The organism is Pseudonocardia endophytica, assembly GCF_004339565.1.
Classification (GTDB): Bacteria; Actinomycetota; Actinomycetes; order Mycobacteriales; family Pseudonocardiaceae; genus Pseudonocardia; species Pseudonocardia endophytica.
On record NZ_SMFZ01000002.1, the window covers coordinates 1518139 to 1529883 of the forward strand.

General features: G+C 72.2%; 14 protein-coding genes. 7 read left to right on the plus strand and 7 right to left on the minus strand.

From position 1 onward, the window contains the following. Positions 1-6: 6 nt before the first annotated feature. A complete protein-coding gene (locus EV378_RS26020; protein ID WP_132430029.1) occupies positions 7-699 on the plus strand; it encodes an SDR family oxidoreductase in 693 nt (230 codons plus the stop codon). Between the two features lie 2 nt (positions 700-701). Here the strand turns inward: EV378_RS26020 and EV378_RS26025 are convergent, their stop codons facing one another. After that, positions 702-1964 carry an HNH endonuclease gene (locus EV378_RS26025; RefSeq protein ID WP_132430030.1) on the minus strand — a complete coding sequence of 421 codons (1263 nt, stop codon included), beginning with the start codon at positions 1962-1964 and terminating at the stop codon, positions 702-704. Positions 1965-2102: 138 nt separating this feature from the next. On the opposite strand from EV378_RS26025, the gene EV378_RS26030 reads away from it, so the two are divergent. Further along, on the plus strand, positions 2103-2741 hold the full coding sequence (locus tag EV378_RS26030) for a hypothetical protein (RefSeq protein WP_165922488.1): 639 nt from the start codon (positions 2103-2105) through the stop codon (positions 2739-2741). 138 nt (positions 2742-2879) lie between these two features. Here EV378_RS26030 and EV378_RS26035 read toward each other — a convergent pair whose 3' ends face one another. Then, positions 2880-3434, minus strand: coding sequence for a hypothetical protein (locus EV378_RS26035; RefSeq protein WP_132430032.1), 555 nt, complete (start codon positions 3432-3434; stop codon positions 2880-2882). 25 nt (positions 3435-3459) lie between these two features. On the opposite strand from EV378_RS26035, the gene EV378_RS26040 reads away from it, so the two are divergent. The 3 genes from EV378_RS26040 (at position 3460) to EV378_RS26050 (ending at position 5552) form a co-directional block, all read left to right on the plus strand. Continuing rightward, on the plus strand, positions 3460-3924 hold the full coding sequence (locus tag EV378_RS26040; protein WP_132430033.1) for an NUDIX hydrolase: 465 nt from the start codon (positions 3460-3462) through the stop codon (positions 3922-3924). Positions 3925-4043: 119 nt separating this feature from the next. After that, entirely contained in the window at positions 4044-5219 is a 1176-nt protein-coding gene (locus EV378_RS26045; RefSeq protein ID WP_132430034.1) for a serine hydrolase domain-containing protein, read from the plus strand. Between the two features lie 129 nt (positions 5220-5348). Next, positions 5349-5552, plus strand: coding sequence for a cold-shock protein (locus EV378_RS26050; protein ID WP_132430035.1), 204 nt, complete (start codon positions 5349-5351; stop codon positions 5550-5552). 46 nt (positions 5553-5598) lie between these two features. Here the strand turns inward: EV378_RS26050 and EV378_RS26055 are convergent, their stop codons facing one another. The 4 genes from EV378_RS26055 to EV378_RS26070 all read right to left on the minus strand — a co-directional run bounded on the left by EV378_RS26055 (position 5599) and on the right by EV378_RS26070 (position 8647). Next, complete coding sequence (locus EV378_RS26055) at positions 5599-5889, minus strand: hypothetical protein (RefSeq protein ID WP_132430036.1); 291 nt, start codon at positions 5887-5889, stop codon at positions 5599-5601. 21 nt (positions 5890-5910) lie between these two features. Next, positions 5911-6549 (minus strand): TetR/AcrR family transcriptional regulator, encoded by a 639-nt coding sequence (locus EV378_RS26060; protein WP_165922489.1) that lies wholly within the window; start codon positions 6547-6549, stop codon positions 5911-5913. A 159-nt stretch (positions 6550-6708) separates the two neighbouring features. Beyond that, a complete protein-coding gene (locus EV378_RS26065) occupies positions 6709-8340 on the minus strand; it encodes an alpha/beta hydrolase (RefSeq protein WP_132430038.1) in 1632 nt (543 codons plus the stop codon). Between the two features lie 7 nt (positions 8341-8347). Next, entirely contained in the window at positions 8348-8647 is a 300-nt protein-coding gene (locus EV378_RS26070; protein WP_132430039.1) for a hypothetical protein, read from the minus strand. 225 nt (positions 8648-8872) lie between these two features. Here EV378_RS26070 and EV378_RS26075 point away from each other — a divergent pair, with 225 nt between their 5' ends. After that, positions 8873-9301, plus strand: coding sequence for an SRPBCC family protein (locus tag EV378_RS26075; protein WP_279389684.1), 429 nt, complete (start codon positions 8873-8875; stop codon positions 9299-9301). Here the strand turns inward: EV378_RS26075 and EV378_RS26080 are convergent. Then, the gene (locus tag EV378_RS26080; RefSeq protein ID WP_132430041.1) at positions 9298-10074 is read right to left on the minus strand and encodes an IclR family transcriptional regulator; all 777 of its coding nucleotides are present in this window, start codon (positions 10072-10074) and stop codon (positions 9298-9300) included. The two genes, EV378_RS26075 and EV378_RS26080, sit on opposite strands and share 4 nt — an antisense overlap. A gap of 125 nt (positions 10075-10199) precedes the next feature. Here EV378_RS26080 and EV378_RS26085 point away from each other — a divergent pair, with 125 nt between their 5' ends. Further along, positions 10200-11717 carry an aldehyde dehydrogenase family protein gene (locus EV378_RS26085; protein ID WP_132430042.1) on the plus strand — a complete coding sequence of 506 codons (1518 nt, stop codon included), beginning with the start codon at positions 10200-10202 and terminating at the stop codon, positions 11715-11717. Positions 11718-11745: the final 28 nt, after the last annotated feature.

The window sequence follows — 11745 nt, forward strand, 5'->3', positions numbered from 1 at the left end:
GTTCCGATGGACGACCCGGTAGTCGTGATCACCGGTGCCAGCGGCGGGATCGGCGAGACGACCGCGTACGAGCTCGCGGGGAGAGGGGCGCGGCTGGTGCTCGGAGCGCGCCGCGCCGACCGTCTGGACACCGTCGCGGCCGCGACCGGTGCCGTGACCCGCGTGACGGACGTGCGCCGGCGCGAGGACGTGCAGGCACTGGTCGACCTTGCCGTCGAGACCCACGGCCGGCTCGACGTGCTGGTCAACAACGCCGGCGTCGCCCATGTCCGCCCGCTCGACGACCTCGACGTCGTCGGCTGGGACGAGATGGTCGACGTCAACCTGCGCGGGGTGCTCCACGGCCTGGCCGCGGCGCTGCCGGTGTTCCGTGCGCAGTCCTCCGGGCACGTCGTCAACGTGGTCTCCACCGCCGGGCTGCGGATCGTCCCGGACCAGGTCGTCTACGCCGCGACCAAGAACGCCGTCCGCACGCTGTCCGAGGGGCTGCGCCAGGAGGCGGGCCCGAACCTGCGGGTCACCGCGGTCTCGCCGGGCGTCACGTCGACCGAGTTCGTCACGAAGTCCGCCGCCCCGCAACACCTGCTCGACATGGCGATGCCACCGGCCGCCGTCGCCCGCGCCATCGCGTTCGCGATCGAGCAACCGTCCGACGTGGACGTCGGGGAGATCGTCGTGCGTCCGACCGCGCAGGGCTGACGTCATCGTCCGCGACGTGCGGTGTACCGGTGGCCGGTCGGCGTCGTCGTGCGCACGCCGTCCGGGACGCGTTCGACCGTCCACTCCGGATCCTCGCGGAGCAGGTTGTGGAGCACGCAGGTGCCGCGGCCGTCGTCGAACGTGGTCGGGCCGCCGTCGGCGCGTCGACGGATGTGGTCGATCTGGCGGACGGGTGCGTCGCAGTACGGCTCGGAACATCGCCATCGGTCGCGGGCCCGGACCAGCTCGGCGAGGAAACCGGTGAACCTCTGCTGCTTCGAGTCGCCACCGATGACGACGCCGTCACGCGTGACGAACCGTCGCCATGTCTTGCGGCCCGCCGCGGTCGCGATCAGATCGACCGGGACGGGTCCGTGGCCGGGGATCTCGGCCGGGAGCGGACTGGCCGGGTCGACCAGAGCCTCGACCGGCACGACGACCTGCACCTGGAGCCCGACGGCTTCGGCGGTGGTCTGTCCGGTGACACGTTCGACGAGCGTGTCGGCCATGACCTGCCCGCGGCCGCGGGTCATCGGAGCGGGCTTCACCTGCTCCTCCGTGAACGCCCTCTGCAGGGCGGCGTAGCACGCGGCGCCCTGCTCGGCGGGGAGGTGGGCGATCAGGTCGGTCATGCCGTCCGCAGCCGGGCGCAGCGTGACGCGCCGGCCGGAACGTGCTGCCGCGCAGCGGGTCCGGAACTTGTCGGGCGCGACCTGCGCCGCGAACTTCCGGGCCAGATCACGCAGCCGCCCGACTCCGAGACGCGTGATGTCCCAGTCGGAGAGCAACCGGTCGACCTCGGCTCGTTCGCGGGCGTCGAGATGCGACGTGGCGCCGACGACCGTCGACACCCGGTACCCGCCCACCTCGCCCGCGCCGAACAGGCCGCGCAGGTGGTCGAGCCCGTCGTTCAGGTCCCGCGCCGTGCGGACGCGCCTGCGGCCCTCCGTCGGTGACACGCGGCAGGCGAGTCCGACCTGTGCCCCGATGCTGCGCTCGATCTTCTCGGGCTCGACCTGGCCGTTCCGGGTCTGGTGCGCCGCCTCGGCCGTGGCGAATCCCAGCGTCCACTCCGCCTGCAGCGCCTCGACCGCGTTCCTCACGGTCTCCAGCCCGGCGATCCCGTCGATCTGCTCGGCGCGCTCGAAGCGCGCAGGGGACCAGCTCGCGGCATGGGCGATCGCCGCGCGCAGGGGACCGAGGACGGCCTCCAGCGGTCCGGACGGCGGGGCGTCCGGGACGTCGCGACTCTCGGGAACTGTCACGCTTCCAGGGTACTCGAACTGACGTTCGAAGTCGAGGTCAGATCTGTATCTGAGATGCAAGCTGGTCGACCGGGCAAGCCGACCCGGTCCGGCAACTCCGACGTAACCTCCGCTGATCTCGACCGCCCGGAGGTACTCGTGAGCGAGGAAACGACCAGGATCCCCGGCCTGCAGACCGTCTGGCAGCTCGCGACGCAGGTCGGCCGCATCGCGTCGACGACGGCGGGTCTGGCCGGCGAGACCGGGCGGGTCGTCGCCGGAACGTCCGAGGTGGAGCCCGAGAAGGGCGACAAGCGCTTCCGGGACCCGACTTGGGACGACCACCCGCTCTACCGCAGGCTCAAGCAGGAGTACCTCGCCTGCCAGCAGGCGATCGACGGGTTCGTGAAGGGCGCCGACCTGAACTGGCGCGACAAGGAGCGCGTCCAGTTCGTCGCCGACGTCCTGACCTCGGCGTTGTCCCCGACGAACTCGCTGTTCGGCAACCCGGCCGCGCTCAAGCGCGCGTTCGAGACCGGCGGCGGCAGCGTGCTGGCCGGCCTGCGCAACTGGGCGGGGGACCTGCGCACCAACAAGGGCATGCCGTCGCACATCTTCGAGGACGCGCTCGTCGTCGGCCGGGATCTCGCACTCTCCCCGGGCGCCGTCGTGGACCGCGACGAGGTCGCCGAGGTCATCCAGTACACGCCGACGACGGCGACGGTCCACGAGCGACCGCTCGTGATCGTCGTGCCGCAGATCAACAAGTACGTGAGGTCACCGGCTCGCCCGACGTGAACCTGATGGGCCTGTGCGCGGGCGGGATCACCGCGGCGGCGGCGCTGAACCACCTGGCCGCGACCGGCGACGAGCGCAGCAGGCGCCGAAGAAGCCGGGCAACACGACGCACCCGGCGATCACCGAGGCGCCAGGGACCTACGTGTTCGAGGAGGTCTGACCGGCCAGGACGGTCGCCGCCAGCGCGATCCGGTGATCCTTCGTCCACGGTGGACCGAGCGTCGCCCTCGGCCCGGACAGGACGGTCTCGCCCACGATGCGCGTCGCCCGATCGAGCACCGAGCCCGCGTCGAACACGTGCACGTCCCAGCCCCGCGCGCGGGCGACGTCGTCGAGGACCTGCCGGTACATGACGGAGTCCGCCCGCGCCTCGTACGGGACGCGGCGGACGACGGCGATGTCGGTCGGGAAGTCGAGCGGCCATGCGCGCAGCGAGAGCGAGACGATCGGGTCCCCGACGTCGGCGGCGAGCGCGTCGAGGGACGCGGACGTCGCACGCACGGCGGACGCCCGGACGTCGGACACGAGGGCGGCCAGCGCGTCGTCGGAGAGATCGACGCCGTCGTGGTGCACCGGCGCCGGCGGCGTGCCGGGCTCGACCAGTTCGATCCGCCGCCGGTCGACGACCCGGAAATCGGGAGCGGCCGTGACCGCGACAGCCCAGCCGAAGTGGTGCGCGATGCCGACCCGCATGGCTCAGTGTCGCAGGGTGGTGCCCATGGACCGCATCCACTCGGTGGCCGTCGTCGGTGTCGTCGTGCGGGACGACGGGCGCGTGCTGGCCGCCCGTCGCCGTGACAACGGCCGGTGGGAGCCACCCGGCGGGGTGCTCGAGTCCGGCGAGACGTTCGAGGCCGGCGTCGCGCGCGAGGTCCTCGAGGAGACCGGTGTGACGGTCGCCGTCGAACGCCTGACGGGCGTCTACAAGAACGTCGTGCGCGACGTCGTCGTGCTCGCCTACCGCTGTCGTCCGGTTGCGGGCGATGCGGGACCGCGGGAGGAGACGTCCGCCGTCGCGTGGCTGACAGCGGACGAGGCCCGTGCCGCCATGCCGCAGGCCTTCGCCGCTCGCGTGCTCGACGCACTGGCCGGCGGCGGCGGGCCTCCGGCGTCGCGCGCCCACGACGGCAGCCGCGTGATCGGCGGGGCCGGGCCGCCGGACCCGCCGTCCGGCGAGGCGTGACCGCGAAAACCGCGGGTGATCGTCGGTAGCGGCGAGCGGCCGAGAACGCAACGATGCACCTGCACCGTGTGGCGCGCGTCATGCGACCAGTCAGCGCTCTTCAGCGCAGAGGAGGACCGATGGGCATCTCAGTCGACGGCAGCGGCATCGACCGCGTACTGCAGGCGGCCGTGGACAACGGCGCCGTCCCGCACGTCGCCGCGATCGCGGCGGACCGGGACGGCGTTCTCTACGAGTTCGGGGCGGGCCCGCGGGCCGCGGGGGAGAGCGACCAGGTCTCCACGTCCACCCACTTCCGGATCATGTCGATGACCAAGATGGTCGCGACGACGGCGGCGCTGCAGCAGCGCGAGCGCGGCGAGCTGGACTTCGACGCGCCGGTCGAGAACTACGTCCCGGAGTTCGCGAACCTCCAGGTCCTCGAGGGCTTCGACGGCGACCGGCCGAAGCTCCGTGCCCCGAAGACCAAGGCCACGGTCAAGCACCTGGTGACGCACACATCGGGGCTCGGGTACTGGTTCTGGAACGAGGACATCAAGCGCTGGGAGGAGCTGACCGGCACGCCGAACGTCGTGCCAGGCGACATGTCCGCGTTCACCGCCCCGCTGGTGCACGACCCTGGTGAGCGCTACACGTACGGCATCAACACCGACTGGCTCGGCCGCGTCGTCGAGGCCGTCGCAGGCACGACGCTCGACGTGGTGGTCAAGGAGGGCATCACCGGCCCGCTCGGCATGAACGACACCGAGTTCGCCCTCAGCGACTCCCAGCAGGGCAACAAGACCCCGGTGCACATGAAGGGCGAGGACGGGGCGTGGTTCTCGGCCGGCAACGTCCTGCCGGACGACCCGCAGTGGTGGGCCGGTGGGCACGGCCTGCACTCCACGCCGCGCGACTACATCCGGTTCGAGCGGGCGCTGTTACGCAACGGCGAGCTCGACGGCGAGCGGATACTGAAGTCCGAGACCGTCGACGAGGCGTTCACGAACCAGATCGGCGACCTGGACTTCCCGCACGCGATCGCGTCCGCCGACGACCCGATCACCGGTCCGTTCAACCTCGGCCCCGGCTGGAAGTGGGGCTGGGGCCTGCTGCTCAACACCGAGGACCAGCCCGGCGGACGGCGGGCAGGCACCGGCGCGTGGGCGGGCCTGTTCAACACGCACTTCTTCGTGGACCGCACGACCGGCATCTGCGCGTCGATCTACTCGAACTCGCTGCCGTTCATCACGCCGGAGGCGCTCGGCCTGTACGGCGAGTTCGAGCAGGCGCTGTACGCCGGCATCCGCCAGTAGGACGCACCCACGTGCGGGCCAGACCGCTCCCGGCCGTCGCAGCAGTTGACAGCACATGTCCGCTGAGCGAACCGGCCCGGCATGGGTAGGGTCGTGCCCGTAGGACGCCGGCAAGGTGAGGAGACCCGGATGCCACAGGGCACCGTCAAGTGGTTCAACGCGGAGAAGGGGTACGGCTTCATCACCCCCGAGGGGGGAGGAGCGGACCTGTTCGTGCACTTCAGCGCGATCCAGGCCTCCGGGTACCGGTCCCTGGAAGAGGGCCAGTCCGTGACCTTCGAGGTCACGCAGGGACAGAAGGGCCCCCAGGCGTCCGACGTCGTTCCGGGTTGATCCGGTTCGCGGCCCCGCCGACCGGCGGGGCCGCGATCGGACCGGCTCAGTCCTTCGCCGGATCCTCCAGCTCGTACCACGGCACCAGCCCCAGCGCCCCGTTCAGGCCGGGCATCGGTGGGCCCTGGGCCGTGAGCCCGCGCTCCTCGTCGCGCGCCACGATCATCCAGCGGCCCGCGGTGTCGACGCTCATCTCGATCTCGACCGTCTGGTCCTCGCCGTCCGAGGTGCGCGCGCGGTAGGCCCTGCACCGGGCCGCGATCTCCCAGATCTGCGCGTCCGCCAGCTGCGGGACGTTCTCCAGCGCTTCCAGGACGTCGACGTCACGGGTTGCCATGGATCCGGACGGTAGCGGAGATCACCCCGCGAGACGCAGCTCCAGTCCCGCGATCAGCAGGTCGATCTTGCTGGTGGTCCACTTGACCGGCGGGTCGTCCAGTGTCTCGCCGATGGCGTCGCGGATCCGCTCGTCGAGCGCGACCGGCGTGTCGGTCGTCTGCTGGCGACGGCGGACCAGACCGGCCCCGCGGTCGGTTGCCGTGACCCACGGCATGACGACGGTCTCGAGCGCGGCGTTCGCGCCGATCGCGGCGTCCGCCGGGGAGAAGCCGGCCTCGAGCATCAGGTCGGTCATCTGCTGGTAGGCCTCGATCCCGCGGCGCGGCAGCTCCGGCAGACGGACGATCGCCGCCGCCAGCCCGGGGTGCCGGGAGAACAGCTCGAAGATGACCGAGCACGTCCCCCGGACGTGGTCCTGCCACGGTCCGGTCGGCTCGGGGAACTTGGCCTCCTCCAGCACGTCCTCCACCAGGGCGGCCAGCAGGGCCTCCAGGCTCGGGAAGTGGCGGTAGAAGGTCGAGTACTTCACCCCGACCTTCGCGGTGACGGCACCGACGGTCAGTCCGGGAAACCCGATCTCCCGGGCGGCTCCCAACAGCGCGGTCCGATCCGTCAGCGGCGGCCGCCCCGTCCGCCGTGCAGTCTTCACCTCGGTCACGCCCCGAATGATACGCACACTCAAACGGATAGTCGTCGAGGTACCGACGACTACGATGAACGGCGGAGATCTGTTGCGTCACATCATCTCGTACCCGTCAAAGCCACGATCGCTCCGCGCAGTCGCCCGAACGCGCGTGGTGATCCGGAGCCCCTGTCGTCAACGCTGGACGTCCCGCCTCCCGACGGAGATCCGTCCGATCGCCTCCAGGGACGGGGATCCCGGGTCCCAGTACTGCCCGTGGGCCGCTGTGGGTGACGTCTCGTCGTCGTCGGTGTCGGGATCGTCGGCCGCCGGCCCGAGCGTGCCGGGCGCCGACGCGAACACCTCCGCGCCGAACGCGGGATCCGTCGGGTCGGTGCCGTAGGCCAGCTGCCGCGCCTGCGGGAACGGGTCCGACGTGCCTGCCGCGGGCGCGCCCGGGATGTGGTTGATCGGGTCGTTGCCCGCGACCGTGGCCCACACCTGGGCCGGGTCCATCCGGAGGTCGGTGACGTCGCCACGGGTGCCGGTCCCCGGGCTCCCGACGAGCACGAGGTCGTCGGCGGCCAGCCGGCCGGTCGCCGCCGCACGTCCGGCCACGAGCGAGCCGTAGCTGTGCCCGAGCACGGTCAGCCGGGCGCGGTCGTCCGGCCCGGTCGCGCGCAGGCCGTCCTGGAAGCGGACGAGCGCCGCACCGCCGTCGTGCGCCGCCCGGTCGCCCGCGGCGGCGGGAAGTGACGACGGGGCGCGGTAGCCGATCCACGTGACCGCGGCCGTGTCGGCACCCGGGTCCGCGGCCCTGGCCGCACCCGCGACGGCGTCCGAGCGCGACAGGTCGATGCCGACGGCCCCGAGCCCGGCCCCGACGCCCGGGACGTAGGTGACGACGTTGTCGCTGCGGTCCGGGTCGCCCGCCGCGACGACGGCGCGTCCGTCGCCGTCGGTGTCGAAGCCCAGCAGCAACGTGCCCGGGAGCGCGAGCCTGCGCTCCAGGACGTCGATGCCGTCCAGCGCGTCGTCGATCCGGTCCCGCTCGACACCGTCGCCGATGCCGTCCAGCCGCATCCGCCGTCGTCGCAGCCGGATGCGCTCGCCGTCCAGCCGCATGCGGTTCGCGCGATCCCGGTCGACGGTGGGGATGCCGTCCGTCTCGCCGATGCGATCGGGGTGCTCACTCACGAGCCGGTCGCGCTCGGTGGCAGGCAGCCGTCGCCACCAGTCGGTGACGGCTGCGGGCGCGGTCCCGTCGGGCGGGATGCCGTCCGGAGGAAGCGATCCACCGGGCGGCGGCCGGTCCGGATCCGCGGGCGCGAGCCGATGCAGCGCCTCGACGGTCTCGGCGTCCGACCGGGCCGCGTCGTCCAGCGCGTCGGCGATCACGCCGGAGACCCGGCGGGCCTCGCGCAGGTACGCGTCCAGCAGTCCCACCGCCCCGGGGCCGGACAGCGCGGATCCCAGCACCGGCAGCACCGTGCCGTCGTCGGTCACCCGTGCGACGACGGGGTTCACGCCGGCGACGGCCTCGCGGACCCGCTGTTGGGCGGCCATCACGGTGCCGGCGTGTCGGCCCAGCACGGCGGCGACGGCGGCCGCACGATCGGCCGCGGCGTCGAGCTCGCCGACGAGCTCGTCGCGACGTCGCGTGGCCGCGCGGGCGTCGGCGCCGCCCCACGTCTCCGCGAGCCGGGCGCCCGTGGCGCGCAACCGGTCCGCGCGGTCGGCCAGGTCGTGGGCGAGACCGTCCCATGCCCGTGCCTGGTGCAGCCACGCCGTCGGGTCGACGTCGACGAGGTCGGTGTAGGTCGGCACGGCCCGGTCAGCCCGCCCGCAGGCGGTCCGCGACGGCGCCGTCGGCCGTCCGCCACGCGTCGGCCGCCGCGCGCATCGCGTTCCCCTGGCCGACGACCTCGTCGGCGTGCCGCACGATGTCCGACCGCCAGAGCTCGGCCAGCCGGGCCGTGGCGCCGACCGACGAGAACCCCGCGGAGAACGCGGGATCCGTGCGGAGCGCGTCCGGGGAGCGCATCGCGTCGGCCAGTGCCGTACCGAGCTCGACCAGCTCGGAGCCGGCCGCGTCGAGATCGACCGGGTTCACCCGCACGTCGGGCTCGACCATCGCGACCTCCCTCACGTCGTACGTCACCGCGGAGAACCGAGCCTGGCATCCGGACACCCGCCCCCGTGGGCGTACGACGGAAACGGGGTTGCACCCGTTATCGCCCCGACCGCGAGTCGATCATGGCGGGGCGGTCGTGCGATCATCTGGCCGGACGGACCCGCGCACGCCATGATGGTCGGCGGTTCCCGGCGGACCGGAAGGGAGTGAGCGCGGGTGGTCAGCGTGGAGCGCGTCATGTCGGTGTCGACGCCGGCCGAGACCGTGCTCGGCTACCTCGCCGACTTCGGGCACGCCGAGGTCTGGGACCCGGGCACCCGCTCCTGCACCCGCGCCGACGACGGCGGCCCCGTGGACGTCGGAAGCACGTGGCGCAACATCTCGGTGTTCAACGGGCGCGAGACCGAGCTGACCTACCGCCTGGTCACCCGGACGTCGAACCGCCTGACGTTCGTCGGGGAGAACAGCACCGTCACGGCGACCGACGAGATCCACGTCGAGAAGTCCGACGACGGCGGCAGCACCGTCACCTACCACACGGACCTCAGGTTCAAGGGCCTGGTCAAGCTGGCCGCGCCGTTCCTGAGGCGCGAGATCGAGCGCCTGGGTGACGAGCTGGAACGGACGCTCCCCCCGGTGCTCGAGCGGCTCTAACGCAACCAATGCCCCATGCGCCGGCTGATCTCCTCACCGGCCGCGACGGTGTCCGCCGTGATCTCCTCGATCCGGTCCGGCGGGAGGCGGTAGGCCGGACCGGACACCGAGAGCGCGGCCACCACCGTGCCCGAGTGGTCCCGGATCGGCGCCGCGACGGCGTTCAGCCCGACCTCCCACTCCTCGAGCGCCCACGCGTAGCCGAGCGACGTCACGTCGTCGAGGTCGGCGGCCAGCTTGGCCGGCGTGACGAGCGTGCGCGGCGTCGTGCGCACCAGGTCCTTCAGCAGCTCGGCGCGGTCGGCGGGGTCGACGGCGGCGAGCAGCACCTTGCCGCTGGCCGTGCTGTGCAGCGGGGTGATCCGGCCCAGCCAGTTGTAGGTGGTCACGGTCGACGGGCCCCGGGCCTGGTCGACGTTCACCGCGACGCCCTGGTCGAGGATCGCGATGTTGACCGTCTCGGCGAGCCGGGCCGCCAGCTCCTCGCACACCGACCGGCCCTGCTGCGTCACCTCGAGCCGCTCGGACACGCGCCCGGCCAGCGGGATCAGCCCGAACCCGAGCCGGTACTTGCCGCGGTCGCCGATCTGCTCGGCCAGCCCGCGCTCCTCCAACGCCCCGAGCAGGCGGAACGCGGTGGACTTGTGCACGTCGAGCTCGCCCGCGATCTCGCTGACGCCCGCCTCTCCACGCCGCGCGAGGATCTCCAGCACGGTGATCGCCCGGTCCACGGACTGGACACCCGTCTCGCGCCCCCGCGTCGGGTTGCTCATGGCGCAACCCTACTCACGTCCGTCGCGGAGCGGGTGACCGCACGTGCGCGGGGCGTCCGTTCGTACCCCGGTGTCCGATCCGGACGGGTCTTGCGCTGCACAACTCTCCGGTACAGAGTCGTCCGGTGCCGAACCTCTACATCGACGGACACTGGACGAGCGGTTCGGCCGGCACGGCGCCGGTCGTCAATCCCTACGACGCGAGCGTGGTCACCGAGGTCGACCAGGCCGGTACGGACGACGTGGACCGCGCGGTCGCGGCCGCCCGCGCCGCGTTCGACTCCGGTCCGTGGCGCGCGACGACCGCGGGCGAGCGCGGCGCGATCCTCGGCCGGATCGCGGAGATGCTGCAGCGGGACAAGGAGAAGATCGCCCGCACGGAGACGCTGGACACCGGCAAGACGCTCGCCGAGAGCCGGATCGACGTCGATGACGTCACGGCCGTGTTCCGCTACTACTCGGGCCTGGCCGACAAGGACGCCGGCCGGGTGGTGGACACCGGCAACGCGGACGTCGTCGCCCGCGTCGTGCACGAGCCGGTCGGCGTGTGCGCGCTCATCACGCCATGGAACTACCCGCTGCTGCAGCTGTCCTGGAAGGTCGCCCCGGCGATCGCGGCGGGTAACACGATGGTGATCAAGCCCAGCGAGGTCACGCCGCTGACGTCGATCACGCTCGTCGAGCTGTGCGAGGAGGCCGGGATCCCGCCGGGCGTCGTGAACATCCTGCTCGGCGACGGGCCGAGCGTCGGTGCGCCACTGACGTCGCACCCGGATGTGGACATGGTCAGCTTCACCGGCGGCCTGAGCACCGGGCAGGCGATCATCCGGGCGTCCGCGGAGACGGTGAAGCGCACGGCCGTCGAGCTGGGCGGCAAGAACCCGAACATCGTGTTCGCGGACACCGATCTCGAGCTCGCCGTCGACTACGTGATGCTCGCCGTGTTCCTCCACTCCGGACAGGTGTGCTCGGCGGGCGCCCGGCTGATCGTCGAGGAGTCGATCGCCGACGCGGTCGTCGACGAGGTCGTGCGGCGTGCGTCGTACATCAGGCAGGGCAACGGGCTCGACGACGGCGTCGAGGTCGGCCCGCTCGTCTCGGCGGCACATCTGGCCAAGATCGAGGACTTCGTGGCGTCCGCCCGTGCCGAGGGTGCGACGATCCGCTGTGGAGGCACCCGGCCGGACGACCCGTCGTTGAAGAACGGGTTCTTCTTCCTGCCCACCGTGATCACCGACGTCACGCGTGACATGCGGGTGATCCGCGAGGAGACGTTCGGTCCACTGTTGACCGTGGAGCGCTTCACCACCGAGGCCGAGGCGATCGAGCTCGGCAACGACACGCACTACGGCCTGGCAGGCGCCGTGTTCACGCAGGACATGGGACGTGCACACCGGGTGTCGTCCGCGCTGCGGCACGGCACCGTCTGGATCAACGACTTCCACCCCTACTTCCCCGGGGCGGAGTGGGGCGGCATGGGCCGCTCCGGCAACGGCCGCGAGCTCGGACCGACCGGTCTCGCGGAGTACCAGGAGATCAAGCACGTCTGGAACAACACGGCACCCGAACCCCAGCGCTGGTTCTCCGGAACTCCAGCTAGCGGAGTGACCCAGCGGCACAGTCACGAGGGAGACCCAGCGTGAGCAGCGCGGAGAAGAGCAGTACCGACGA

Bases quoted from the DNA above. Each gene is read 5' to 3' on its own strand.
- EV378_RS26050 (WP_132430035.1), top strand. From the start codon at position 5,349: ATGCCACAGGGCACCGTCAAGTGGTTCAACGCGGAGAAGGGGTACGGC.
- EV378_RS26055 (WP_132430036.1), bottom strand. From the start codon at position 5,889: ATGGCAACCCGTGACGTCGACGTCCTGGAAGCGCTGGAGAACGTCCCG.
- EV378_RS26040 (WP_132430033.1), top strand. From the start codon at position 3,460: ATGGACCGCATCCACTCGGTGGCCGTCGTCGGTGTCGTCGTGCGGGAC.
- EV378_RS26045 (WP_132430034.1), top strand. From the start codon at position 4,044: ATGGGCATCTCAGTCGACGGCAGCGGCATCGACCGCGTACTGCAGGCG.
- EV378_RS26020 (WP_132430029.1), top strand. From the start codon at position 7: ATGGACGACCCGGTAGTCGTGATCACCGGTGCCAGCGGCGGGATCGGC.
- EV378_RS26035 (WP_132430032.1), bottom strand. From the start codon at position 3,434: ATGCGGGTCGGCATCGCGCACCACTTCGGCTGGGCTGTCGCGGTCACG.
- EV378_RS26070 (WP_132430039.1), bottom strand. From the start codon at position 8,647: ATGGTCGAGCCCGACGTGCGGGTGAACCCGGTCGATCTCGACGCGGCC.
- EV378_RS26080 (WP_132430041.1), bottom strand. From the start codon at position 10,074: ATGAGCAACCCGACGCGGGGGCGCGAGACGGGTGTCCAGTCCGTGGAC.